Origin of the sequence: Bradyrhizobium sp. 930_D9_N1_4 (assembly GCF_052076015.1) — a bacterium.
Lineage (GTDB): Bacteria > Pseudomonadota > Alphaproteobacteria > Rhizobiales > Xanthobacteraceae > Bradyrhizobium.
In genome coordinates, this window is record NZ_CP197236.1 from 1,099,619 (window position 1) to 1,124,754 (window position 25,136).

General features: G+C 64.4%; 24 protein-coding genes. 12 read left to right on the forward strand and 12 right to left on the reverse strand.

All coding sequences use genetic code 11. The features are described 5' to 3' along the window. Window positions 1–35: 35 nt before the first annotated feature. From AB7532_RS05105 to AB7532_RS05120, 4 genes are all read right to left on the reverse strand, one after another. The gene (locus tag AB7532_RS05105) at window positions 36–968 is read right to left on the reverse strand and encodes an alpha/beta hydrolase (RefSeq protein WP_441233734.1); all 933 of its coding nucleotides are present in this window, start codon (window positions 966–968) and stop codon (window positions 36–38) included. A gap of 123 nt (window positions 969–1,091) precedes the next feature. Continuing rightward, entirely contained in the window at window positions 1,092–1,607 is a 516-nt protein-coding gene (locus AB7532_RS05110) for a hypothetical protein (protein WP_441233735.1), read from the reverse strand. 19 nt (window positions 1,608–1,626) lie between these two features. Next, a complete protein-coding gene (locus tag AB7532_RS05115; protein ID WP_441233736.1) occupies window positions 1,627–3,231 on the reverse strand; it encodes a flavin monoamine oxidase family protein in 1,605 nt (534 codons plus the stop codon). A gap of 194 nt (window positions 3,232–3,425) precedes the next feature. After that, window positions 3,426–3,836, reverse strand: coding sequence for a DUF3606 domain-containing protein (locus AB7532_RS05120; protein ID WP_441233737.1), 411 nt, complete (start codon window positions 3,834–3,836; stop codon window positions 3,426–3,428). 271 nt (window positions 3,837–4,107) lie between these two features. On the opposite strand from AB7532_RS05120, the gene AB7532_RS05125 reads away from it, so the two are divergent. Next, window positions 4,108–4,248 (forward strand): hypothetical protein, encoded by a 141-nt coding sequence (locus tag AB7532_RS05125; RefSeq protein ID WP_008133926.1) that lies wholly within the window; start codon window positions 4,108–4,110, stop codon window positions 4,246–4,248. Here AB7532_RS05125 and AB7532_RS05130 read toward each other — a convergent pair. Genes AB7532_RS05130 through AB7532_RS05140 form a run of 3 tightly spaced genes read right to left on the reverse strand, consistent with a single transcriptional unit; the run spans window position 4,245 to window position 8,054 of the window. Continuing rightward, window positions 4,245–5,831 carry an ATP-binding protein gene (locus tag AB7532_RS05130; protein ID WP_441233738.1) on the reverse strand — a complete coding sequence of 529 codons (1,587 nt, stop codon included), beginning with the start codon at window positions 5,829–5,831 and terminating at the stop codon, window positions 4,245–4,247. The two genes, AB7532_RS05125 and AB7532_RS05130, sit on opposite strands and share 4 nt — an antisense overlap. Then, window positions 5,828–6,532 carry a response regulator gene (locus tag AB7532_RS05135; RefSeq protein WP_441233739.1) on the reverse strand — a complete coding sequence of 235 codons (705 nt, stop codon included), beginning with the start codon at window positions 6,530–6,532 and terminating at the stop codon, window positions 5,828–5,830. Before AB7532_RS05135 ends, AB7532_RS05130 begins: the two co-directional genes overlap by 4 nt. A gap of 13 nt (window positions 6,533–6,545) precedes the next feature. Then, the gene (locus AB7532_RS05140; protein ID WP_441233740.1) at window positions 6,546–8,054 is read right to left on the reverse strand and encodes a DUF4153 domain-containing protein; all 1,509 of its coding nucleotides are present in this window, start codon (window positions 8,052–8,054) and stop codon (window positions 6,546–6,548) included. 187 nt (window positions 8,055–8,241) lie between these two features. On the opposite strand from AB7532_RS05140, the gene AB7532_RS05145 reads away from it, so the two are divergent. Further along, window positions 8,242–9,585, forward strand: coding sequence for a glycoside hydrolase family 3 N-terminal domain-containing protein (locus AB7532_RS05145; protein WP_441233741.1), 1,344 nt, complete (start codon window positions 8,242–8,244; stop codon window positions 9,583–9,585). Here AB7532_RS05145 and AB7532_RS05150 read toward each other — a convergent pair. From AB7532_RS05150 to AB7532_RS05165, 4 genes are all read right to left on the reverse strand, one after another. Further along, on the reverse strand, window positions 9,582–11,204 hold the full coding sequence (locus AB7532_RS05150; RefSeq protein ID WP_441233742.1) for an ABC transporter substrate-binding protein: 1,623 nt from the start codon (window positions 11,202–11,204) through the stop codon (window positions 9,582–9,584). The two genes, AB7532_RS05145 and AB7532_RS05150, sit on opposite strands and share 4 nt — an antisense overlap. A gap of 85 nt (window positions 11,205–11,289) precedes the next feature. After that, window positions 11,290–12,561: a DUF892 family protein gene (locus AB7532_RS05155; RefSeq protein ID WP_441233743.1), complete on the reverse strand. Its 1,272-nt coding sequence runs from the start codon at window positions 12,559–12,561 to the stop codon at window positions 11,290–11,292. A gap of 138 nt (window positions 12,562–12,699) precedes the next feature. After that, on the reverse strand, window positions 12,700–14,154 hold the full coding sequence (gene hydA, locus AB7532_RS05160; RefSeq protein WP_441233744.1) for a dihydropyrimidinase: 1,455 nt from the start codon (window positions 14,152–14,154) through the stop codon (window positions 12,700–12,702). A gap of 85 nt (window positions 14,155–14,239) precedes the next feature. Beyond that, window positions 14,240–14,848: a TetR/AcrR family transcriptional regulator gene (locus AB7532_RS05165; protein ID WP_441233745.1), complete on the reverse strand. Its 609-nt coding sequence runs from the start codon at window positions 14,846–14,848 to the stop codon at window positions 14,240–14,242. Window positions 14,849–14,950: 102 nt separating this feature from the next. Between AB7532_RS05165 and AB7532_RS05170 the strand changes: the two genes are divergently transcribed. The 6 genes from AB7532_RS05170 to AB7532_RS05195 all read left to right on the forward strand — a co-directional run bounded on the left by AB7532_RS05170 (window position 14,951) and on the right by AB7532_RS05195 (window position 19,166). After that, on the forward strand, window positions 14,951–15,646 hold the full coding sequence (locus AB7532_RS05170; protein WP_441233746.1) for a PspA/IM30 family protein: 696 nt from the start codon (window positions 14,951–14,953) through the stop codon (window positions 15,644–15,646). A gap of 54 nt (window positions 15,647–15,700) precedes the next feature. Then, complete coding sequence (locus tag AB7532_RS05175) at window positions 15,701–15,976, forward strand: YiaA/YiaB family inner membrane protein (RefSeq protein ID WP_211396796.1); 276 nt, start codon at window positions 15,701–15,703, stop codon at window positions 15,974–15,976. Window positions 15,977–16,207: 231 nt separating this feature from the next. Then, window positions 16,208–17,269 carry an amidohydrolase family protein gene (locus AB7532_RS05180; RefSeq protein ID WP_441233747.1) on the forward strand — a complete coding sequence of 354 codons (1,062 nt, stop codon included), beginning with the start codon at window positions 16,208–16,210 and terminating at the stop codon, window positions 17,267–17,269. 71 nt (window positions 17,270–17,340) lie between these two features. Continuing rightward, window positions 17,341–18,453: an amidohydrolase family protein gene (locus AB7532_RS05185; RefSeq protein ID WP_441233748.1), complete on the forward strand. Its 1,113-nt coding sequence runs from the start codon at window positions 17,341–17,343 to the stop codon at window positions 18,451–18,453. A 21-nt stretch (window positions 18,454–18,474) separates the two neighbouring features. Further along, complete coding sequence (locus AB7532_RS05190) at window positions 18,475–18,888, forward strand: Rieske (2Fe-2S) protein (RefSeq protein ID WP_441233749.1); 414 nt, start codon at window positions 18,475–18,477, stop codon at window positions 18,886–18,888. A 71-nt stretch (window positions 18,889–18,959) separates the two neighbouring features. Beyond that, window positions 18,960–19,166, forward strand: coding sequence for a hypothetical protein (locus tag AB7532_RS05195; RefSeq protein ID WP_212252775.1), 207 nt, complete (start codon window positions 18,960–18,962; stop codon window positions 19,164–19,166). Between the two features lie 153 nt (window positions 19,167–19,319). Here the strand turns inward: AB7532_RS05195 and AB7532_RS05200 are convergent, their stop codons facing one another. Next, window positions 19,320–20,165 (reverse strand): SDR family NAD(P)-dependent oxidoreductase, encoded by an 846-nt coding sequence (locus tag AB7532_RS05200; RefSeq protein ID WP_441233750.1) that lies wholly within the window; start codon window positions 20,163–20,165, stop codon window positions 19,320–19,322. 183 nt (window positions 20,166–20,348) lie between these two features. Between AB7532_RS05200 and AB7532_RS05205 the strand changes: the two genes are divergently transcribed. The 4 genes from AB7532_RS05205 (at window position 20,349) to AB7532_RS05220 (ending at window position 24,966) form a co-directional block, all read left to right on the forward strand. Then, entirely contained in the window at window positions 20,349–21,845 is a 1,497-nt protein-coding gene (locus AB7532_RS05205) for an aldehyde dehydrogenase family protein (protein ID WP_441233751.1), read from the forward strand. Between the two features lie 201 nt (window positions 21,846–22,046). After that, window positions 22,047–22,922, forward strand: coding sequence for an outer membrane protein (locus tag AB7532_RS05210; RefSeq protein ID WP_441233752.1), 876 nt, complete (start codon window positions 22,047–22,049; stop codon window positions 22,920–22,922). A gap of 190 nt (window positions 22,923–23,112) precedes the next feature. Next, on the forward strand, window positions 23,113–24,240 hold the full coding sequence (locus AB7532_RS05215; RefSeq protein ID WP_441233753.1) for an alkene reductase: 1,128 nt from the start codon (window positions 23,113–23,115) through the stop codon (window positions 24,238–24,240). A 222-nt stretch (window positions 24,241–24,462) separates the two neighbouring features. After that, the gene (locus AB7532_RS05220) at window positions 24,463–24,966 is read left to right on the forward strand and encodes a GFA family protein (RefSeq protein WP_441233754.1); all 504 of its coding nucleotides are present in this window, start codon (window positions 24,463–24,465) and stop codon (window positions 24,964–24,966) included. Window positions 24,967–25,136: the final 170 nt, after the last annotated feature.

The following is a 25,136-nucleotide window of genomic DNA, read 5'->3' on the forward strand; positions in this document are numbered from 1 at the left end:
TGGGGATAGATGGCTGTCGCGTCGCCGCAACCCCGCTACGGCAGCCCCCGCGCCTCGAGCTGCTTCGCCAGCAGCAGTGTCGGCTCCGCTAGACTATCGCCGGAACCATCGAGCCCGAATGCCGCCGCGATACCGTCGCGACTGCGCAGCAATGTGGCGCGCGGACAATGGCCGGCGCCGCAGAGGGTCTTCTTCAGGGTCTCGCCCTGTTTCACGATTCCAGCGGAATCGTCCGCGGCCCAGGCCAGCACGATCGGCACGTCGACGTTGAGGATGCCGGGAAAGACCGATCGCTTGTCGTATTGGGTGGCATCGAGGCCGAGATAGGCCTTCTCGTTGTCGCTGGCGTCTTTGCCCGCACGGTAGATTCCCGAGACCAGAATCACGGCGGCGACATCGGCGCGGTCGGTCTGAAGCTCGGGATGCGCCAGCAAGGTGGCGACGTGGAAGGCGCCGGCGCCGTAGCCGACCGCGACGATCTCGCGGGCGTCGCCGTTGAACAGGTCGATATTGCCGTGAACCCAGGACAGCGCCGCCGCCACGTCGGTCGCGCCCATCGGCCAGGTCGCCGAGGGCGCCAGGCGATAGCTGACGCGCACGCCGATCATGCCGTTGCGCGCGGCAAAGCACATCGCCTGGTCCTGGATCTCGCGGGACAGGTCCGGCGCGCCGCGGTCGCCGGTAAAGGTGTCGCCGGCCACGAACAGCAGCACGGGCCGGGGCGTGTCCGCCTTGGTCTCGTTGCTGGTGGCGACGTCGAGCACGTTGGCTTCGCTGTCGCCATAGCGCAGCCCCCGCGCGAACGAGACCTGCTCGCACAGCCGCGCGGTGCCGCCGGCCGTTGTGTCATTGTCGGTGAGGCCCACGCGGACAAGATCGGTCGGCGTCGTCAGCCGCGCCGGCAACAGGCCGTGTGCGGATGCTGCCGTTACGCTCAGAAGGAGGAAAAATGCGAGATAATTCTTCATGTTGGTGCCGGCCCTGCGCCCCCGATATGGGCTCGCGCGTTTGGCCTGTCTTTTCAATTCGCCTTATTAGTTAGGTCGTCTGAGGCGATTTCACGGCACCCGGTTTCTTCCCCCATGCGCGGCTCAATTCCCCGGCTGGAACGTGCAGTCCGCCCCGCTGCCGTCCTTCCGGCGGATCGCATTGGGGTCGATCGTGCAGCTCAGTCTGCTCAGGCTCTCGAAGTTCGATCCCGCCGCGCCGTCAGGTGGAATGCCGGCGAGCGCTTCGGTCGCGAAAATTTCATTGGCCGTCGAGCCGTTCACGGTCCGGGTCTTCGTGCCGAAGGTCACCTCGCAATTGCGCACGGTGATGTCGACATTGCCGGTGCGGCAGACGATGCGATCGGCGGTCACGACGATCGGCCTCTTGTAGGGAATGTTGCTGTTGGCGGCGAACAGCATCGCGACCGCCTTTTTCTCGGCGCCGGACAGGATCGGCGACAGCGGCGCGATCACGCCCGCGAGTGCGATGGCCGTCGAGCCCGAGACCTTTCCGGGCGCGGCGCCGGAGGCACCGGCAATGTTGGCACCGCCGGCAAGAACGAGAGCTGAGACGATGCAGGCCCCAATCCTGGATCGTGACCATGTCGTGAATGTCATTCGCGTCGCTCCTCTCCGATCATGGCTTCGATGCCGCAAGGCGACCCGAGCCTATGACAGAATTGCCGGTCCTGGCAGCGCCATGCGCTTGAGGCTGCCGGCCCATGGCCTTGAAGATCGCAGCCGCCGCCGTCTGGCCGGACTGGAGCGCGCCTTCCATGTAGCCGAAATAGGCGAAACAGGTGTGCTCGCCGGCAAAGAACAGGCGGTCCTCAAACCCCTTGGCCAGCAGCGGCCCGGCGCGGCAGACCTCCCCGGGAGCGGGACAGGAATAGCCGGCGGCGGTCCATTCGTCGCGCGGCCAGGCCATGAACTCGGGCGCGCCGGCCAGATGCGCGACATAACCCTTGTAGACGCTGCCGATCTGCTGCGCATAAAACGCGTCGACCTGCGTCTGGTTGCCGGGCTGATAGTGCTTGAGCGCGTCCGCCGCGACGTCGCCGCCGGCAAACAGGCTGAGCTCGACCGGACGCTCCGGCGGGGCGATCTGGTTGTCGGTGCCTTCCCAGGTGACGCCGAACCGGTTCGAGATGGCCGTCGGGGCGAGGCCCTCGCCGATCCAGAACCGCTTCTTGAGCGGGCTGAGATATTTCACCGCCGTCCCCATCGAGACGTAATAGTCGTGCGGCAAATGGGGTGTGATTGCGATCCTGGCATGGGGCGAGTCCGGCCACAGGCTCGGGGGTATCGCGAGCACGGCATAATCGGCGGTGAAGGGGGAGCGTGTGCCAAATTCGAGGGTCACGCCTTCGTCCTCGATGCGGATGGCGCGTACCGGCGTCGAGAGGTGGGTGTGGGCGCCCTTGTCTCCGATGTCCTTCGCAAGACGAATGGCCAGTTCCTGATTGCCTTCCGAGCAGCGCAGGGTTTCGGTCTGGGTGAAGAAGGCATCGATCTGGTTCTTCATCCGTCCGCCGGCGACGACGGCGAGGTTGGCGAGAAGGCTCTGCTGGGTGGTCGGCTGGCCGGCGTCGTTGGAGAACTGCTCCTCGAGCGCGTGCCTGGTGAGTTCGGAGCAGTCGAGGCTGGCGATCCACTCTGCAATCGTCCTGGCGTCGAGTTTCCTTGCGCCCTTGGCGCGCCAGGGCTTGTACGGGTCGACCCTGCCGGCCCAACGGCTGAACTTGTCGAAGGCGTCGTCCATCTCGCGATAGACCCGCTTCATCTGGCCTTCGGTCAGCTTGCGGCCGTCGAGAAACAGCGGCATGTCGAGCTCGAGCGCGTCGAAATTGGTGTCAGAGGTGATGACGGACAGGCCGAGCTCGAACTGCCTGGCGTATCGCAGCCAGAGCGGATGGTTGTAGCCGATCAGCTCACCGCCGGCCTCGACGATCCCGCTCGGCTTTCGCTTGCTGAAAACCCGGCCGCCGAAGCGGTCGCGCGCCTCGAACAGTGTCACCTCGCAATGCGCGACGAGCTCGGATGCCGCCATCAGGCCGGCGAAGCCGCCGCCGATGATCGCGACCTTCGGGCGCCGCACCGCCAGCGCGCGGAGCGCGGTGGGTGAGCGGACCGAGGGCGGGGCGGGTTGAAGGGCGAGCTTGTCCTTGACCCGGCGCTGGCGTTCCGCCCCCGAAATCCTGGGCCCGTAACGCCGGTGCAGCCGCGCAAACAGCGAACGCATCGCGTGCTTCCCCTGAAAATGTCTTCTGCCTCGCGGCGTCGTGGCCGCCCGGCTCGCAAATGCAGCAATGCCGCCGGAAATCGGCGGATGGTGGGAAGATTAACGTGCAATCTCAGGAGGAGTCGAGGGCAACGCCACGGCCGGCGTGCGGCCGTGTGCGTTGCGAGAGAACTGCGAGAGAGGTAGCGCCGTCCTCAGGCGGCCTTCTTCGTCGTTGTCTTCTTAGTTTTCTTGGCGACCTTCTTGGCCTTTTTCTTCTTCGCGGCCTTCTGCGCGGCGAGATAAGCCTCCACCTTCCTGGAGGAATGGCCGGCGGCGGCCACGGCGGCCTTCAGCCTGGCGGGAGTGATCTTGAATTTCTTCGACCAGTAGCGGACCTCATAGGCCTCGCTGAGCGCAATCCGGCTCTTGTCGGAGGCGCGGTGCTTCTGGAGCTTGATGTACGCCTCGACCTTTTTGGCGGAGTGGCCGACCTTCTTGACGGCGTATTTCAGCTTGGCCGGCGTCACCTTGAACTTCTTCGACCAGTAGGCGACTTCGTATGTCTCGGTGAGGGCGATCAGCGCCCGATCCGCGCTGCCCCGCTTTGCCTTGTTGTCGGCCATGCTGTCCTCCTGCCTGGATTGCGTGCGCCAATCTAGCATGCAACCGGATTCGGAAGGCAAGACGCCGGCCGCGCACGCATTGCGCAAAGCGGCCGTTTTGCACCGGTCGTTCAAGCATTTGCGTGGCGCGACCGCGCCTCAGGCCGGATTGGGCCGCCTACTGTGCATGGAGTTGTTTTCGCAGTTTTTGTTTGCTCGCGTTTCCGTGACGGAACCTTTTGCCGGCCGATGCGACTTATCCATGACACGGGGAAACACGTGCGAGGCAGTCATGGCACACAAGCATACCGCCGATCCCACCGAGATCATGCGGGCGACCGGTCATCCCGAACTTGAATATGCCGCCGGCTGGACCATTGCGGGTCTTGTCACCATCGGCACCATCGTCGCCGCCTGGGTGTTCGCGATCTAGGCCGCAGGGAATTGCAGCTCGAAGGCGACGCCGTCGCCGGTCGGCCTGAGCCTGATCGAGCCGCCATGGCTCGCCATTACCGCGCGCGCGATCGCCAGCCCCATCCCGGTGCCGCCCTGGTCGCGGCGGGTGGTGAAGAAGGCATCGAAGATCCTGTCACGGTTCGGGGCCGAGATCGATTCACCGTCATTGCTCACTGTCAGCAGCAGGGTCGTCCCCTCATCCACCGCCTTCAGCCGGATCGACTTCGCCTTGTGCCGCATCGCGTTGTCGGCGAGGTGCGACAGCACAATCAGCGCCTTTTCGCCGGACATGCCGATCATCCGGTCGAGGCTGCCGCTGGCCTCGATGGAGCTTTGCGGAAACCGGCTCCTGAGGTCGGCGATGACGGGCGCCAGCTCCGTGCGCTCGTTCTGCGGCAGGCTTTCGGCGCGCGCGAGCTCGCGCAGCCGCTGCGCCATCGCTTCCAGTCGCTGGGTGTCGGACAGGATGTTGGCGATGAACGTGTTCTGCTCGGCCGGCGTGAGGCCCTCGGCCTTGCCCTGGAAGGAATCCTGCAACAACTCGGCCGCGCCCTTGATCGAGGTCAGCGGCGATTTCAGCTCGTGGGTGAGGTGGGCCGAGAACGTCGCGATATAGTCGGAGCGCCGCGCCAGTTGCTCCGCCATGCCGAGGAAGCTGTGCGAGAGCTGGGCGAACTCGCGGGTGCCGTAATGCCGCAGCGGCTGAAATGCCTCGCGGTCGCCGCGGCCGATCCGCGCGGCGCGATCGATCAGCTCCCGCATCGGCAGCGTGATGGTGCGCGAGAAGACGAGGCCGATCGCGATCGTGCCAAGGATCACCGCCAGTCCTGCCAGGACGAACTTGGCCCGCTCCTGGTAGAGGTGGTCAAAAATGTTGCTCGGCGTCCGCGTGGTGTAGATCACCCCTGCGACGCGGTTGTTGACGATGACGGGCATCGCCGAGAACACGTGCACGCCGAGGCCGCGGCTGAAGGAATAGATCGGCGGCGGCGGCTTGTCCGGCACGCGGTTGCGCAAGGTGGCGCGGTATTGCCCATGCAGTGCGTCCGCGACCTCCTCGATATGCGCGAGCGATTGCCCGACCTCCTGCCGCCCGGCGATCACCACGCCCTGCGGATCGAGGATGCGAAAGCCCGCCAGCGTCACCTTCTGGGTCTCGCGGATGATCGGCGTCAGCCTTGCGCCGATCTCGACAAAAGCGGGCTGTGGCGGCTGCGACGCGGCGAGCGCATCCGGCCGCCGCCGCAGCAGGTCGTTGGCGGTGAGATCGAGCGCGGGACGGATCGGGGTGACCTGGTCGCCGGGATCGGGCAGCACGTTGGGCGGTACCTCGGCGCCGAGCGTGAGGCCGCTGTCGAGCCTTGAGGTAACCTCCTGCGCATAGATCGTCGCCAGCACGCGGCTCTGCGCGATCAGCTCGGCCTGGGTCTGGCGGATCAGCTGGTTGTCGTAGAGGCGGAAGAAGAACAGGCCGACCAGCGGCAGCACGCCGACGGTCGCGAGCACCGTGAAGATCACCAGCGTGAGTGATGGCCGCCATTTGTCCGGCGCCGCGCTCATGCTTCTCGCTCGCAGCGGCCGAGCTTGAAGCCGACGCCGTGGATGGTCTCGATCACGTTCTCGCAATTCAGCACGGCCAGCTTGGCGCGGATGTTACGGATGTGGCTGTCGATGGTGCGGTCGGAGACCTGGATGTTGAGCTGATACGCCGCCCGCATCAGCTGCTCGCGGTTGAACACCGAGGTTGGCCGGGTCAGGAACGCGCGCAGGATGCCGAACTCGATCGCGGTCAGCTTGAGCTGTGTGCCTGCAAAGGTCGCGACATGCTGCTCGGGATCGATCAGCAGGCCGCCTTGCGACAGCGCGGCGGGACTTGCCTTGGCCTCGCCATGGCGCGGGCTGAGGCGGCGCAGGATGACGTTGACCCGCGCCACCAGCTCGCGCGGGCTGAACGGCTTGGTCACGTAGTCGTCGCCTCCGATCTCGAGGCCGAGGATGCGGTCGATCTCCTCGTCGCGCGCCGATAGGAACAGGATCGGCACGTCAGAGCTCTTGCGGATCTCGCGGCAGACGTCGAGGCCGTCGAACTCGGGCATGCCGATGTCGAGCACGATCAGATCGGGCTTGTCGGCGGCAAAGCGGGCGAGCGCCTCCTTGCCGTCACGGGCGTCGATCACGTCCATGCCGGCCTTCTTCAGCGCGACGCGGACGACCTCGCGGATATGGCTCTCGTCGTCGACGATGAGAATGCGATGCGCCAAGAAATTCTCCGCTTCATCCTGCCGATTGGCTGGGTTGGCTGGTGGATTGCGCGTCGAGCTTCCGTTGCAGTCGCCAGCTTCGAAAGCCCAAGGCTCGCCAAGCCATATCCAGCCGTTGTGTTTCTACAAGCCGATCACGCGCCCCGGCAAGACCAACTATGTATACCATGTCGGGACGAAGCGAGATCAACTGCTCGATCGCCGGCAACGCCTGTGGTCCAAGTTGCGTAAGATAATTGATATCGATCGATAGGCCTTTGCCCGAACCTTCACGGCTGTGGGCGACATTATAGTCGGCAATGAACGCGTCGAAGTTCACGAGCGAGCAGCCATACAGCACGATCGTCAGTGCGATCAGATTGGCGCCGACGAGCCAGCGGTTGGAGCGGTCGAGCGCAATGCGGGCCATGATCAGGATCAGCCCGAGCGCCACCAGCCCCATCCAAATGAAGGCCGCGATCCGCCAATAGGTCAGCATGTAGATGTCGACATAGAGATCGAGGCGGAGGATGGAGGAGGCGACGAGCAGGACATTCTGCCCGACCCAGAGATAGACCAGCGGCCGGATCACGCTGGACTTCTCCGCCGGTCCACCCGGACGCATCGCCACCAGCACGAAGGCGGCGGCGAGCAGCGCGGTCGCGATCAGCGGATAGGCGCCGCGATGGGCGTAGGCGGCATAAGTCATGGTGGTTGGCAGTGCGACGTGGCCCCACAGATAGATGCCGTCGAGAATCGATTGTGCCGCGAACAGCAGATTGAACAGGATCAGTGAGCGCAAGATCGTCGAGGGGCCGAGAAACTCCGCCGAGACCTGGGACGGGAGCGGCGGCGGGGCGGGCACATCGGCGACGGGGGTGATGACAATGGTCTTGCGCCGCCAGCGCACATGGATGAACGGCCAGACCAGCGCTAGCATTGTGGCCCAGAACAGCACACGCGGAATGCTGATATATTCGAACACAAGTTTTGGATTGAGCAGGGAGACCCACTGCTCGATCACCGGATTGGCCGCCGCGAATAGTGCGACGAAGACGGTGCTCAGCACGGCAGGCATCAGCCAGAGCGCGATGCCCCGGGTGAACCCCGACATGTTGAAGACCTGGAGCGCATCGAGGAAGAACCTGAAGGGGCCGAGCAGGAGGAGGTTACGCAGCGCGCGGGCGCGCTCGGCAAGTTCGGTCGTCTCCGGATTGGTCGTGAGCAGGAGTGCAATCGCCAGCGATGCGAGAAGGATCAGAAAGGACAGCGCGTTGAGCTCCTCGACGGCCGGCACGAGACCGGCGCCGAGAATGGACGCGCCGATCATGGTGCGCCGCAGGTCCAGGGTCGCATGATTGAAGAACACCGAGACGCAGGCGATAGCGATCGCGAACAGTGTCAGCGACAGCCCGATCCGCTGGCCGTAGAACAGCCAGTCGGCGAGCGCGGCCAGCACCAGCGCAAGGCCGACCTTGGCCGGAATCGAGGAATGCCTGATCGGATGGATTTCGGCTGCGATCGTCGAAGTCAGGCTCGTCATGTCCTGAAGACCTTTCGTGATGGGTGGCATCACGAAGTCTGAACGGCTCTTGTGCAGAAGCCGGGACCGTCGTCTGCACGGTTTCAGGAGTCTTTTGCAGTTTTCGTGCAGCTACGCTTTTGCCCCTCGCGCAGCTTCAGTCGCGCTGATAGGTGCGATGCGTTCATCATTTTGGGCGTGACGCATCATGCAACTCCTTCATCGCATCGGTCTCATCCTGCTCTGGCTTGCCGCGCCGCTCGTCGCATTCGCGGCCGCGAACAAGAACGATCCCTATCTGCTGGTGCTGCGTGGCACCGGAAACATCGTGCTTGTCGTCGCAAGCATCGTGATCGTCATGGTTCTGCTGCGCCGGGGACGTTGGCGCACGATTGCGGGCAAGCTGCTCGTCGTGCTCTGGTGCCTGCCGCCGGCCCTGATGTCGGCCGCGCATCTGAAGTTCGAGCTGCGCAAGCACGATGTGCTTGCCGCGAGCGCGGCCGAAGCGCGCCAGCTCGGCCCCCACTTCATGGTCGGCTATTCCTCCTTCCCTGAGGTCGCGCGCCTCGCCGAGCAAGGCTTGATCGGTGGCGTCTATGTCACCCGCCACAACATCCGGGGACGGACGGTCGAGACGCTGCGGGGCGAGATCGCGGCGCTTCAGGACAAGCGGCGCGCCGCAGGCTTGCCGCCGCTCGTCGTCGCCGCGGACCAGGAGGGCGGCATCGTCGGGCATCTCGCGCCGCCACTAACCAAAGTGCCGGCGCTCGCGACCCTCACCGGGCTTGCACCCGACGAGCAGCAGGCCAAGGCGGAAGAGTTCGGCCGCATCCATGGCCGCGAGCTTTCAGGGTTGGGCGTCAACCTCAACCTCGCGCCGGTGCTCGATCTCAAGCCGCCGGCGCGGCGCAACCGCCTCGATTTCCACACGCTGATCGGCCAGCGTGCGATCGCGACCGATCCCGCCGTCGTCAGCGCGATCGCGAGCGCTTATGTCCGCGGGCTGGAAGAGTCAGGCGTCGGCGCCACGCTGAAGCATTTCCCCGGCATCGGCCGCGTGCGCACCGACACCCATCATTTCAGCGCCAATCTCGATACGCCGGTCAGGGAGCTGGAGGTGACCGACTGGCTCCCGTTCCGCGAAGTGCTGTCGCATTCGCGCAGTGCCTTGATGGTCGGCCATGTCACGCTGACGGCTGTCGATCCCGATCGCGCCGCGTCGCATTCGAAGCGCGTCGTCGATGGCGTCATCCGCCAGAAGTGGGGTTACCAGGGCATGGTGATGACCGACGATTTCGTGATGGGCGCGATCTACCAGAACGACGTCTGCAGGGCCGTGGTCGAGGCCATCAACGCCGGCGTCGATATGCTGCTGGTCGCCTATGACGGCGCGCAGTTCTACCGCGTCTTCGCCTGCGCGCTGGACGGATCGCGGCAGGGCAAGCTCGACGCCGCGATGCTGCGCGCGAGCGAGGCGCGGCTGGCGCGCGGCTTTCCGACCGCGCAGGCGAGGGCGGCTTCACCTGCGGTTCGTGTCGTCAGGAGGGACTAGCCCTTCGCAAACTGGCGGTAATCAGGCTCGCGGTGAAACCAGAATTCGTAGCCGGTGATGGCCTTCTGCATCGCGACATCGTGGATCGGCTGGTTAAGTGGCACGACGGGAACGTCGCGCATGCACAACGCGATGAAATCCTTCACGCATCTGTCGTACTCGGCCGCATCCGCGGTGAAGCGCGCCTTGTCGATCAGCGCGTCCATCTCCTTGTTCTGGTAGGACGAGATGTTGAAGATCGAATTGTTGCCGTGGAAATTCCAGTAGAAGTAATATTCGGGATAGTCGAGCCAGCCAGAGAAGCGGTTGAGCGCGAGCGGCAGCTCCTTCCTATTCAGCGTCGTGCGCCAATTCGCCCCGGGGATCTTTTCGATCGCCGCCTTGATGCCGATCCTGGCGAGACTTTCCTGAATCAGGATGGCCGTCGGCTCGCCGACGGTGGCGGTGCCGGTGTCGAGTGATAGCGTGGTATCGAGGCCGGATTCGAACCCCGCCTCCTTCATCAACGCCCTGGCCTTGTCGAGATCGGTGACATAGGGAGAGGGCTGCGGCCAGACCGGCTTTGAGACCTCCGCCGCACCGCCGTACATCGGAACGGCGCGCCCGAAGAACGCGTTGCTCTGGATCTGCTCATACGGCATCGCCCAGGCGATCGCCTGTCGCAGTTTCACATTGTCGAACGGCGGCTTTGCCGTGTTCAGCGCGATGGACCAGAGCGCGTTGGGGATCGGCACGCCCGACACCTTGACCTTGCCCTCCCTGATGATCTGTTCGAAATCGCGCGGCGCAAAGCCGCTGGAGATATCCGCATCGCCCCGCTCCAGCATGGCGCGGCGCGTGCCTGCTGAAGGCACATCGCGCGCGATAATGCGCTTCAGTTTGGGCAGCGGCCCGCTCTTCCAGTCATCAAACCGTGCGAAAACGGTTTCGCTGCCCGGCTTCCAGCTCTCGATCCTGTAGGCGCCGCCGCCGGCCTCGTTGGTTCGGAGCCACGCCAGCGCCCACGGGTCTTCCGCCGTCGCGTTCTTTTTCGCGAGCTCGGAGTTGATGATGAAGGGCACGACGACCGCGACATTGAACAGCAGCATCTTGTCCTTGCGGACATAGTCGATGCGGAAAGTGTGGTCGTCGACCACGACGAACTGCTCGGGCTTTTCCAGCGATCCCGCCGACATCTGGAAGGTCGGAAATCCCCCGACCTTCACCGCGCGATCGAATGACCATTTGACGTCCCTGGCGGTCACAGGCGCGCCGTCGTGGAATTTTGCGTCCTTGCGAAGCTTGAAGGTGCAGGACATGCCGTCGGCCGCAACCTCCCAGCTCTCGGCGAGCTCGGGCGCGAGCTTCTCGCGGTCGTAAGAGACCGTGCCGTCCGGCAGGGTCCTGGATGCGTAACTCAAAAGGCGATCGTAACAATTCCAGGACAGCCCGTTCACGGTCTGGTTGGAGCCGACGCCCTGCATGTCGAGCGAGTTCGGGCCCAGCTCCTGCACCACCAACAGCGTCTCGGCGCGCCCTTGCGCGCCGGCGAAACGTGGGGTGAGCGCTGTCGCTGCTGCGCTGCCAAGACCGCCAAGCACGACGCTGCGGCGGCTCACATAGAAGGGAGAAACGCTCATGAAGTGCCTCCTGTCCCGGGATTCATCCGGTACAGGAGGCAAGGTGCATGCCACAGTACAAGTGTTTACGCCGGCGCGCCGTCGGCTATTCGGCCTGCTCCAGCGCCGCAGGCATCTTGGCCACCGACATCAGCGACCGCGCGACCTGATTGAGCAGGAGGTCGGCATTCTCTTCCTCCGCGAGGGATTTGGAGAGCAGGGCGACGACTGCGCTGTGGCGCAGCTGTTGCGCGAGGTTGCGCGCGGTGGTGTAGCCGGACATCTCGTAATGTTCGACGCGTTGAGCCGCGCTGATGAGCGCGAGGTCGGCGGCCGCATCCTCCTTCTTTTCGCCCTCCTTCATGACGTCCTGGCCTTCCTCGATAAGGCCCATCATGCCCTTGCAAGGTTTTGCCCGCGCAGTCTCACCGAGCAGCTCGAAACATTCGTTGAGGCGTTCGATCTGGCTCTCGGTCTCGGCCAGATGCTGCTCGAACAGTTCCCGCAACTGGTCGAAGCGCGCGGCCTGAGCCATTTTCGGAAGAGCCTTGGTCAACTGTTTCTCGGCATGGAGGATGTCGCGCAGCTCATGGTGCAGGAGATCGGTCAGGCCGCTTTGATCGTCAGGCGACGAGCTTTCGGTGACGATGGGCGTGGCCGCGCCGGGATCCGAGGACTGCAGCGCGGGAGAATCCGTGAACACCCAGTCTTCTCCCTCGTTCCACGGGCCGCGGGTGTCGATTTCGCCGTGGTCGCCGCTGCCGGTGGAATCGTTGAAGTACTGGTTCACGAGGCCGGGCGTCGGAGCGAGCCTGCCGATGCTGAAAGCCGGCTTCGAGAGGCTTTCGAGCGCGCGCGCGAAAGCCTTCATATGCGTGATCTCCCGCGTCATCAGGAATTGCAGCGCGTCCTTGCTGCCGGCGTCGTCGCAGAAATTGATCAGCCGTTCGTAGACGATCTTGGCCCGCGCCTCGGCGGCGATGTTGCTGCGGAGATCGACGTCGAGCTCGCCGGTGATCTTGAGATAGTCGGCAGTCCAGGGATTGCCTTGCGAGTTGAACAGATTGACCCCGCCGCCGCCGGCAATCGCGATGAGCGGATCGGCTTCCGCCGCCTGACGGTCGTTCTTCGACGGCGCAAGATGCAACCGCGCGAGGCAGCCGACGACCTCGAGATGGCTGAGCTCTTCGGTGCCGATATCCATCAGCAGATCCTTGCGGTCGGGATCCTCGCAATTCAGCCCCTGAATTGAATATTGCATCGCAGCCGCGAGTTCCCCGTTGGCGCCGCCGAACTGCTCGAGCAGCATATTGCCGAAGCGCGGATCGGGTTCGTCGACGCGCACGGTGAACATCAGTTTCTTGACGTGGTGATACATGAGAGGACTCGCGGTCTGGAAGGATAAGATACGCGACAACGAGGCCTCAGAATGTTCGTTCCTAAGTGATGTCCGGGGTTCAAGCTGTGGTTGCCGCTGGACCGCCGGAGAGCGCGACAGGCCGGTGCGGTGAGCGCTTCAGGGCGTCACCGCTCGGCGATTGACCGCGCGCGGGGCGGTCAGCTCTTTCCACGTCGAGTTCGCGACATGCACCGGCGAGAATGCCGGACGCTCGACGTAGTGACCGTCGCCGGCCTCGGCGCGTAGATCGCCATCCTTCCACAAGATGCGGCCGCGCAACAGCGTCACGGCTGCGCCGCCGGTACAGGCGAAGCCCTCGAACACATTGTAGTCGATCCGGCTCATCTGCCGCTTGGCGCTGATGGTCTTGCTCGCCTTGGGATCCCACACCACGACATCGGCGTCCGAGCCGACGGCGACCGCGCCCTTGCGCGGATAGATGTTGAGGATGCGGGCGATGTTCGCCGAGGTCACTGCGACGAATTCCTCCTTCGTCAGCCGCCCGGTGGCGACGCCCGCGGTCCACAATAGAGCGAGGCGATCTTCGAGGCCGCCGGTGCCGTTCGGGATCTTTCGGAAATCGCCGAGCCCGAACCGCTTCTGCTCCGTGGTGAAGGCGCAATGGTCGGTCGCGACCACCTGGAGCGAGCCGGCTTGCAGGCCGGCCCAGAGACTGTCCTGATGGGATCTGTCACGGAACGGCGGCGACATCACCCGCTGCGCGGAATGATCCCAGTCCTTGTTCTGGTATTCGCTCTGGTCGAGCAGCAGATGCTGGATCAGCGGCTCGCCATAGACGCGCTTTCCCGCTGCGCGCGCCCGCGCGATCGCCTCATGCGCCTCGCGGCAACTGGTGTGCACGATGTAAACCGGCGTGCCCGTCATGTCCGCAATCACGATGGCGCGGTTGGTGGCTTCGCCTTCGACCTCGGGCGGCCGCGAATAGGCGTGACCTTCGGGGCCGGTGACGCCGCGTGCGATCAGCGCTTCCTGCATCAGGGCGACAACGTCGCCATTCTCCGCGTGAACGACAGGCATGGCGCCGAGATGGGCGCAGCGCGCGAAGGAATTATAGAGCTCGTCGTCGTTCACCATCAGCGCGCCCTTGTAGGCCATGAAGTGCTTGAAAGTGTTGATGCCGTAGGTTTTGACCACGGTCTCCATCTCGTCGTGGATCTGCTTCGACCATGACGTCACCGCCATGTGGAAGCCGTAGTCGGCAGCCGCCTTCTCGGATTTGTGCCGCCACTCCTGATAGGCCGCGAGCATCGACTGGCCGGGATCGGGCAGGCAGAAATCCACCACCATTGTGGTGCCGCCGGTCAGCGCCGCCTTGGTTCCCGATTCGAAATCGTCCGCGGTCACGGTGCCCATGAACGGCATGTCGAGATGGGTATGCGGATCGATGCCGCCCGGAATGACATAGGCGCCGCCGGCGTCGAGGATCTCGCTCCCCGTCGGCGCATCGAGCGATGCTCCGATCGCGACGATGGTCTCGCCGTCGATCAGGACGTCCGCGCGGCGCGAATGATCGTGATTGACGAGGGTGCCGCCGCGGATGAGGAGGGACATGGGAGGCTCCGGAGAAAGAAGACCTCACGGAGGCTAAGCGTGCCGCCCGCGATGCGACAGGCGAAATTTTAGTCAGGCGATGCGGCTAGCTCGCGCGCGCGACCAGTCCGTCGATCATTGCGCGCACGAGGTCCGCGATTTCCTTGCGCAGCGCCGGCAGCGGCACGGCGACCAGCTTCTGCTCGAGGCCGAGCGCCACCATGCCATGCACGGCCGAGAACAGGCTGCGCGCGGTGATGCCGAGCTCGTCCGGGCTGCGGTTTGGAAGCAGCGCGGCCAGCGGCTGGTCGATGTGCCGGAACAACTGCAACTGGTCGTCGATCGACCAGTCGGGGAGGGCCTTGTCGGCCTCCACGCGGTGCTCGAACAGCGCGCGCCAGAGCTGAAGGTTTTCCGCGGCGAAATCGCAATAGGCAATCGCAATTCGGACCAACGTGTCTTGCGGCGAAGGTTCACCGAGGCCCTCCGCTGGGCTGAGGGCTTCGTCGAGCCGCCGCAGCGTGCGCGAGCCCACGCGCAGGATCAGCTCGTCCACGTCGGCGACGAGATTGTAGACCGCGCCATTGGCGCAGCGGATCTCGCGGGCGAGATCGCGGGTTTTCAGCCCGGCCAATCCCCGTTCCGCGATCATCCGCTCCGCCGCCGCAATCAGGTCGGATCGCAATTTCTCTCGACGATACAAGGTGTTAGCCATTTTTAACCAAATTCGTGAGCGTCGCTCAAATAATTATTGAACGATGTTCAATATTTCTGCTACTAACCATCTGTGAGCAACGCTCATAACAGGGAGATTCAGATGTTCAAGACCGTCGTGACACTTTTCCGCGGCAGCGTGGCCGCCGCGGGCGAAGAACTGGAAGACCGGACCGCCCTGCTGATCCTCGACCAGCAGATGCGCGATGCGGCCGCCGCCGTCGAGCGCAGCAAGCGGACTCTGGCGCTGGCCATCGCCCAGGACCAGCAGGAAGGCCGCAAGTTAGAGGCGACCGTCGCCCGCATCGCCGATCTCGAGACCCGCGCGGTTGCGGCGCTCGACGGTGGCCGCGAGGATCTCGCCAAGGACGCCGCCGAAGCCATCGCGGGCCTGGAGGCCGATCGCGATGCGGCGATGACGGCACGCGCGCTGTTTGCGACCGAGATCACCAGGCTGAAGCGCCACGTGGCAAATGCGCAGGCCCGCATCACCGAGCTCGATCGCGGCCGCCGTATCGCCCGCGCCTCGGAAGCGGTCCGCTCGCTTCGCCGCAGCGGCATCGAGGCAGCGCGTCCCTACGAATCCACGCTGCCGGAAGCGGAGAGCACCTTGAGGCGCCTGCGCGACCGGCAGCTGGAAGTCCAGGCCGCTGACGACGCACTTGTCGAGCTCGATGCGGCCAGCGGCCCGCTCGCCACCGCCGAGAAACTCGCCGAGCAGGGCTTTGGCCCCCGGCTCAAGACGACTGCGGACGACGTGCTGGCGCGGTTGAAGTCCAGGCGCGGACCTTCGGCCTGATCTCAAACCTCGTCTCTCAAACCCGATCATCATTCGAACAAGCAGGAGACCATCATGAACCAGAACGGCCAGCCCCACAGCAGTGCCTGGGTGACCTTCACTTACGCCTCTTTCGCCGCCTCCGCTTTCCTCATCGCCATCGGCATCTTCTTCCTGCCGATCGACCTCTGGATGAAGGGCTATCTCACGATGGGCATCGTGATGCTGATCCAGACCTGCATCACCCTGACCAAGACGGTGCGCGACAACCACGAGAGCAGCCGGATGGTGAACCGCATCGAGGATGCCAAGGCGGAGCGGCTGCTGATGGAAGTGTCCAAGGCGGCGTGAGAAGGCAGAGCCAATACGCAAGAAAGCGGTGGAGCAATTCGCTCCGCCGCTTCCGCACCGAGGGCGCGGCGGTGTGTTCCACCAAACCTCGTATTGCGCCTGCGAAATGCAACCGAGCCATGACGGATCGCGCGGCTGCGCTCCCTTGCGCGTCGGCGCGGGCAGGGGCACTCTGCGCAAGCGGTGCACGAAGAACGCCGCCAAAAAACAAGATCTCGGCGAGGAAGCTCCATGGCGGCGACGCGGATCGACTGCGACATCCATCCGGCGGTTGGTGGCACGCGCACGACGCTGCTTCCCTATCTCAGCGATCACTGGAAAGAGCAGGTTTTGAGCCGCGCCATCGACGGGCTCGATCTCACCTCCTATCCGCCGAGCATGCCGCTGTCGGGCCGGGCCGACTGGCGGCCGGCCAACGGCGCAAAACCCGGCTCCGATCTTGCGATGGTGCAGAAGGGCGCGTTCGAGCAACTCGGTGCCAGCCACGCGATCCTTAACGTGCTTTACGGCGCGCAGGCCGTGTTCGACGCCTACATGGCGGCCGACTTCTGCAAGGCGATCAACGACTGGATCGCGGCTGAATGGCTGTCGCGTGATCCTCGTCTGCGGGCCTCCATCGTGGTGCCGATGCAGGATCCGGATCTGGCGATCGAGGAGATCGAGCGCCGCGCCGGCGACAATCGCTTCGTGTCGATCCTGGTGCTGGCGCAAGGCGAGACGCTGTTGGGACGGCGGCATTTCTGGCCGGTCTACCGGCTGGCGGAGAAATACAAGCTGCCGCTCGCGATCCATGCCGGCACGCAATATCGGCAGGCGCCGAGTTCGGCCGGCTGGCCGTCGCACCGTTACGAATATTACTTCGTCGAGGCGCAGGCGTTTCAGGCGCAGATATTGAGCCTGATCTACGAGGGCGTGTTCGGCAAGTTTCCGGACCTCAAGGTCGTGCTGATGGAATCGGGCGTGAGCTGGCTGCCGGCCTTCATGTGGCGCGCCAACAAGACCTGGCGCGGCGTGCGCGTCGAGGTGCCCTGGGTCGAACGCGAGCCGGCCGCGATCATCCGCGACAATTTTCGCGTCACCATGCAGCCGTTCGATGCGCCGGGCGATGCCAAAAGCGTCGAGGAGATCATCGACCAGATCGGCTCAGACAAGATGTTCCTGTTCGCGTCCGACTATCCGCATTGGCAGTTCGACGGCGACGATCCGATCCCGCCGCATTTGCCGAAGAGCATCATCGACAAGATGTGCGTCGACAATCCGCTGGAAACGTTTCCGCGGTTGTCGATCAACTAGCGCATGATCCGGAAAAGTGGGCACCGGTTTTCCGATAAGATCATGCGCAAACAAAGAGTCTGGAGGATCGCATGAGTGAAGTCATCGACCGGCCATTTCTTGACGATGAGAAACCCGCAGCGGCCCGGCTGCGCATCGTCGATTGCGACGTGCATCCGAGCCTGCGCTCGACGGACGATCTCAACGAGTTCCTGCCGAAGCGCTGGCAGCAGCATTTGAAGGAGTACGGCAGCCATCTGCGGACGCCCTATCTTTTCACGACACCTTATCCGCGCTCCTCGCCGCTGATCGCGCGGCGCGACGCCTGGCCGCCCACTGGCGGCGTGCCGGGCTCTGATCTCGCCTTCATGCAGAAGCAGCATCTCGATCCGCTCGACGTCGAGTTCGGAATCCTGCAAGTGCTCGATCTCTTCATCTTCTCGCAGCAGAATCTCGACTTCGGCGCAGCGATCCAGCGCGCCATCAACGACTGGCAGCTGGCATTCTGGTCGCATCGCGATCCGCGCCTGAAGGCCTCGATCCTGGTCGGGCAGGACGGCGTTGAACTCGCGATTGCCGAGATCGATCGCTGCGCCAAAATCGGCGAATACATCCAGATCAACGTCTCGCCGCGCGCCAACGAGCCGCTTGGCCGTCGCCGTTACTGGCCGATCTACGAGCGTGCACAAGAGCTGGATTTGCCGCTCGGCATCCATGTCGGCGGCTATGGCGGGCACGCGCCGACCGGCGGCGGCTGGCCGTCTTATTATGTCGAGGAGCACCAGTCGAATGCGCACACCATCGCGGCGCAGCTCGCCAGCCTCGTCATCGAGGGCGTGCCGGAGCGTTTTCCAAAACTGAAGATCGTCTTCATCGAGGGCGGCTTCGGCTGGATCCCGTCGGCGGTGTGGCGCATGGACCAGCATTTCGAGCGCTTCCGCAGCGAGGTGCCGCATCTCAAGCGCAAGCCGTCCGAATACGTTCGCGAGAACTTCTGGTTCACGACGCAGCCGATCGACGAGCCCGACGAGGCGCGGCACCTGCGCTCGCTGATCGAATGGGTCGGCATCGACCGCCTGCTGTTCTCGTCGGACTATCCGCATTGGGACTTCGACGATCCGCGCTTCGCCTTCAAGACGCCGCTGACCGAGGCCGAGCGCAAGAAGATCTTCAGCACCAATGCCCGTGCGGTCTACAAGTTCTGAGCAGAGGCTTTCTGAGGACATATGGCCCGTCACATCGTTGCGTCCACCTCGGAGATCCCGCCCGGCGGCAACAAGGTTGTCGATATCGCCGGCCGTGACATCGTCGTGTTCCATGTCAATGGCGAGTTCTTCGCGCTTCTGAACCGCTGCCCGCACGAAGGCGCGCCGTTGGAGAAGGCCGCCTGCGTGGCGCGGCTGACCTCGCCCGAACCTGGTATTTATGAGCGTTCCCGCGTCGGCGAGATGCTGCGCTGTCCCTGGCATGGCTGGGAATTCGACATGCGCAACGGCCAGTCCTGGTTCGATCCGAAACGGGTCAAGATCCGGTCATATCCGGTCGCGGTCGAGCGCGGCGACGAGCTCCAGAAGGGCCCCTATGTTGCCGAGACGTTTCCGGTGCATGTCGAGGACAGTTACGTGATTGTCGAGGTCTGAGCCGCCGTTTCGGATTGTGATTTTGACGCAGGTGCGATAAGCCTCGCGCGCATTTATGGCGGAGACGAGCCTTGTCCAAACAATCCCTGCGCGAGGAGGCCGAGCGCCTGATCCGCGAATCGATGGAAAAGAAGTCCCTCGTCGTCAAGCAGGGCGATACCCGCATCGAGGCGGTCTGCGGCAAGTGCGGCGCCCCGAACCGGGTGCAGGCCCCGAAGGGCCAGACCCGCGTCAAGTTCGCCTGCAAGAATTGCGGGCACCAGCAAGAGACGCTGTAGGGCGTTTGCGTGAACTTGCAGCGCCGCGCAAACTTCTAACCCCTCATTCTGAGGAGCCCGCCGAAGGCGGGCGTCTCGAAGGATCGAGGCCCCAGTCGGGCCTTCATGGTTCGAGACGCGCGTTCCGCGCTCCTCACCATGAGGGTCTGATACTTAATCCCCCTCCACAAACCTCTTGAACGCATCGGCATGATCCGGATGCCACCGCGACAGCGGCGGGCGGTTCTCGACGATGTCCCCTGCCGCCCACAGCATGCGCTTCTCGTCGAGCGCGCGCGGTACGTCATTGTCCGGACACAGGATATAGAAGTCGCCGGCCTCCAGCCGTGTCAGCATGAAATCGACCGTCTGCTCCGCCGTCCAGGCCCCGGCCGGCTTTTCGGTCCGGCCCTTCGCGGTCAGTCCGGTGAAGACGAAGCCGGGGATCAGCAAGTGCGCGCTGATCTGGCAATCTGTCGTATTGCGCAGCTCGTGCTGGAGCGCTTCCGTAAACGCCTTCACGCCGGCCTTGGAGACATTGTAGGCGGGATCGCCGGGCGGCGTGGTGATGCCCTGCTTCGAGCCGGTGTTGATGATCAGGCCAACTTTGCCGCGTCCGATCATATTGGGCGCGAAGATGCGCGAGCCGTTGATGATGCCCCACATGTTGACGGCGATGATCCGCTGCCAGTTGTCGGGCTCGCCGAACAGCGTGCTACCGGGCTGGATGCCGGCATTATTCATCAGGATGTCGGTGCCGCCAAAGCGCTCGCGCACCGCGCGCTCCAGTTCCGCCACGCTCTCGGCCTTGCTGACATCGACAGCGAAGGTCATCACATGTGTGGCAGATGTCGCGGATGACAGTTTTGTTGCGGCCTCGGCCAGCCGCGCCTGATCCACGTCAGCGATACACACCTTCATGCCTGCGTGCGCGAAGGCCATGGCGGCGGCAAGTCCGATGCCGGATGCGCCACCCGTGATCACGGCAACATTGTCTTTGACGATGGCGGAATGCGGCATGGTCGGTCTCCGGGGAGGGGCTCGGTCGAGCTATAACATGGCACGCGCGCGACCCTGCACAAGTCGGCATGGGAGGTCTTCGTTCCGCGCCGCCTTTACGCCCATCGGCGACCGCTGTATTCTCTCCGACCTAACGATCCCGCCCAGATCGAACCAATCAATCACCTATCAGGGAGTGCAGCCATGGCTGTGTCGCAGGCTATTCCGATCACGCGCCATCCGTTCGCCAACGGGTCCTACAAGCAGATGCTGATCGACGGGAAGTGGGTTGACGCCGCTTCCGGCAAGCGCTTCGAGACCCACAATCCCGCCACCGGCGAATTGCTCGCAACCGTCGCCGAGGGCGACAAGGAAGACATCGACCGTGCGGTTGCCGCCGCCCGCCGCGCCTTCGAAGGCCCCTGGAGCAAGGTCAAGCCGTTCGAGCGGCAGAACCTGCTGCTGAAGCTTGCCGACCTCGTCGAGAAAAATTTCGACGAATTGTCGCAGCTCGACACGCTCGACATGGGCGCGCCGCTGAGCCGCACCCGCGCCTATCGCCTGCGTGCCGTCGGCATGCTGCGCTATTACGCCGGCCAGACCACGGCGATCCATGGCGAGACCATCGAGAACTCGCTGCCTGGCGAGATCTTCTCCTACACGCTGAAGGAGCCGGTCGGCGTCGTCGGCGCCATCATTCCCTGGAACGGTCCGCTGACCGCGACGCTCTGGAAGATCGGTCCTGCGATCGCGACCGGCTGCACCGTCGTGCTCAAGCCAGCGGAAGAGGCGCCGCTGACCTCACTGCGCATCGCAGAACTCGCGATGGAAGCGGGCGTGCCGCCCGGCGTCGTCAATGTCGTGCCCGGCTATGGCGAGACCGCGGGCGCCGCGCTCGCCTCGCATCATGACGTCGACAAGGTCGCCTTCACCGGCTCGCACGTCACGGGACAGTCGATCATCCGCGCGTCGGCCGGCAACCTCAAGCGCGTCTCGCTCGAGCTCGGCGGCAAGTCACCGGACATCGTGTTTGCGGATGCCGATCTCGACGCTGCCGTCCCCGGCGCCGCGATGGCGGTGTTCGCCAATTCCGGCCAGATCTGCAGCGCCGGCACGCGCCTGTTCGTCGAGCAGTCGATCTACGAAGAGTTCGTCGGCCGCGTCGCCGAGTTCGGCAAGAAGCTCCAGGTCGGCAACGGCCTCGATCCCAACACCCAGATCGGCCCGCTCGTGTCCGAGGAACAACTCAAGCGCGTCACCGGCTATCTCGACATCGGCCAGAAGGAAGGCGCGAAGGCGCTCGTCGGCGGCGGTCGCGTCACCGAAGGTGCGCTGTCAAAGGGCTTCTTCGTCTCGCCGACCGTGTTCGCCGGCGTGCAGGACAACATGCGCATCGCGCAGGAGGAGATCTTCGGTCCCGTCATCTCCGCGATCGCGTTCAAGGACATGGACGAGTTGGTCAAGCGCGCCAACAACACCACGTTCGGCCTCGGCTCCGGCCTGTGGACGCGCGACGTCAGCAAGGCGCATGCGGTTGCGAAGCGTCTGCGCGCCGGTTCGGTGTGGGTGAATTGCTACCAGGCGATGGACCCGGCCGTGCCGTTCGGCGGCTACAAGATGAGCGGCTACGGCCGTGAATCCGGCAAGCAGCATGTCGAGGAATATCTCAACGTGAAGGCCGTGTGGATCAAGACGGCCTGACGCGCCATCGCGTCCGGACTTCAGCGATCGATCTTGCATGCGGCGACGACAGCCTGCTTGCAACGACCTGACGTTGTTGCCCGGACGCTACAGGCGGTTTTGAAAGCAATCGTCGCCCGCGATTTCGCAAAGCTCGTTATCCCATTTCGAACGGCGGCCGGTTAGTTCTGGTCAACACAATCTTCGGCTGGGATATCGAAAATGCTTCGCTTCGCTTCGATCATGTTGTTGGCCTTGGGCGTGGTCCTGGGCGTGGCCTCGGCGCAGTCCGCGCTCGCAGCCGATGTGGCCGCACGCGCGCCGCTCTACAAGGCGCCGCAATTGCCGGTGGCTTACGACTGGTCGGGCTTTTACGCCGGCATGAATGTCGGGTACGGCTGGAGCGATGATGCGATCAAGCTCGCGCCGCACGATCCGGTTTTCACCGCGGGCGTGATCGACGTGGCGCTGGCGGGCGGCCTTGTCCCGCCGTCCTTGGCAACAAACCCGCGCGGCGTGCTGGGCGGCGTGCAGGCCGGCTACAATGTGCAGTCCGGCTCCCTGGTGTGGGGCGTCGAAGCCGATATCGCGGCTGCCGGCATCAAGGGCAGCTCGACGGTCACCCGAAGCCTGCCGGTCTTCCCGACCCTCACAACGACGCAGGAGCAGAAGGTCGACTGGTTGGGGACCGTGCGCGGTCGGATCGGTGCCACCGTGACCCCGGACTTGATGCTCTACGCGACCGGCGGTCTTGCCTATGGACATGTCCAAGCGTCGACGTCGATCGTGGATCCCACGCTCGCAGCCGGTGCGCCCTGCCTCAACGTGATCTGTGGCGCCGGGACGTCGGAAAGCTGGCGCGTGGGCTGGGCCGTCGGCGCCGGCGGCGAGTACCGCTTCGCGTCGAACTGGAGCGTCAAGCTCGAATATCTCTATTATGATCTCGGCAGCGAGAAATACACCTTCTTCAATCCGCTATTCCCGTTCACGCCGGGCCCGGCGCGCGGCTTTGACGCAACCGCGGATTTTTCCGGCCACATTGCGCGGGTCGGCCTGAACTACAAGTTCAACTCCGGCTCGGTCGTCGCCAGGTACTGATCGGCGGCTGTCGCCGGACGACAGGCGGATGGCCAACTGCCCGGCGGGGGCATTTCGTCGCGCGGACAATATCACCGCGCCGGTGCCGGGCGTCCGTATTCCTGTGGCCAGCCATCCATCGATGCGGCTTCCGGGTTGAAGCTCTTTCTCATATGATCCCCATCCTCTCATCGATCATTCCGGGGATCACATGAAATTCGAGGCGTTGTTCAAACCGTTGCAGGTCGGTCCGTACAAGCTTGCGCATCGCGTCGCCCTGGCGCCGCTGACGCGCATGCGCGCCGAGCGCGAGAGCTTTTCTCCGCGGCCGCTCAACGCCGAATATTACGGCCAGCGCGCGACAAGGGGCGGCCTGCTGATCGCCGAAGCCTCGCCCGTGGTCTCGCACGGCCGCGGCAATCCGGCGACACCGGGCATTTATTCCGAGGCGCAGATCGCCGGTTGGCGCAAGGTGACGGATGCCGTGCACGCCAAGGGCGGCATCATCTTCCTTCAGCTCTGGCATGTCGGCCGCGTCTCGCATTCGTCCTATCACGGCGGTCAGCCGCCGGTGTCGGCCTCGGCGATCCCCATCAAGGCCGAGGGCATGAAGGCGATGACCGCCGACGGGAAAATCTCGGACTACGAGACGCCGCGCGCGCTGGAGACCGACGAGGTCAAGGGCGTGGTCGAGGCCTTCCGGCAAGGTGCGAAGAACGCGCTCGCCGCGGGCTTCGACGGCGTCGAGATCCACGGCGCCAATGGCTATCTGCTCGAGCAATTCCTGCAATCGCGCAGCAACCAGCGCACCGATCAATATGGCGGCGGAATCGAGAACCGCGCGCGGCTGCTGCTCGAAGTGACGCAGGCCGCGATCGACGTCTGGGGGGCGAACCGCGTCGGCGTCCGGCTGTCGCCGCACGGCATTGCGAACGATTCCGGCGAGCCCGATCCGATGCCGCTCTATACGCACGTCGTGAAGGCCATCGACAAGCTCGGCCTTGCCTATCTGCACTTCATCGAGCCGCGCTCCAGCGGCTCTGGGCGAGCCGAGGTCAACTGGCAGAACGTGCCGTCGGCGATGTTGCTGTTCCGGCCGCTCTACAGCGGCGTGCTGATGACCGCCGGCGGTTTCACCGGCGAGACCGCGAATGCGGCGATCGCGGATGGCCACGCCGACATCATCGCCTTCGGCCGCATCTTCATCTCCAACCCCGATCTGCCCCGGCGGTTGGAGCAGGACTACCCGATCACCCCGTACAACCGCGCCACGTTCTATGGCGGGGAAGAGAAGGGATATACGGATTATCCGGTGTATGACGAACTGACGCCGGCGTAGGCACGTTTCGTAGCCCGGATGGAGCGCAGCGAAATCCGGGTTTCTTGCCCAGCGTCGAGATTCCCGGATTACGCTTCGCTCCATCCGGGCTACGGAGTTATTGTGGGGCTCCGACCGCACCACTAACTCCGTCATTGCGAGCGTAGCGAAGCAATCCAGGCTGTCTCCGCGGAAAGATTCTGGATTGTTTCGCTGCGCTCGCAATGACGACGGGGAAACATCATGGCCAAAGCCGCAGCCGCCGCAGGACTAGCCACCGGCCAGTGCCTCTGCGGCAAAATCACCTTCGAGATCGACATCCCCGCGCGCTGGGCCTGGCACGATCACTCCGCAGCCAGCCGCCGCGCCCATGGCGCGGCCTACGCGACCTATGTCGGCAGCTGGAAGAAGCGCTTTCGCATCACCTCAGGCAAAACCGCGCTCGCCCGCTACGAGGACAAGGCGGCCAGGACCGCGCGCAGCTTCTGCTCGCATTGCGGCACGCCGATCGCCTACGAGCGCCCGCGCGGCCCGCATATGGTCAACATTCCCCGCGCGCTGTTCAAAGAGCGTACCGGCCGCCAGCCGCTCTATCACATCGCCATCGAAGAGCTGCAGGAATGGACCTATACCGGCGAGCCATTGGTGCCGTTGAAGGGATTTCCCGGCGTCGTCTGGCAACGCTCGAAAAATAAGAAACGCGCGGGCGGCGAGGACCCGTTCGAGCTGGGGCGGGAGGAGATGTAGCGCGTCGCGCACCCCGCTCTTGTGCCCCGGACGCGGTGCGGCGCGAAGTGCCGCACCGCTGAGCCGGGGCCCATGCAGCAGCGAGCTCGCCGCGAATCTAGGTCCCGGCTCTGCGCCGCACCGCTGCGCGCTGCGTCGCGTCCGGGACACGAGACCGTCACGCGCAACGC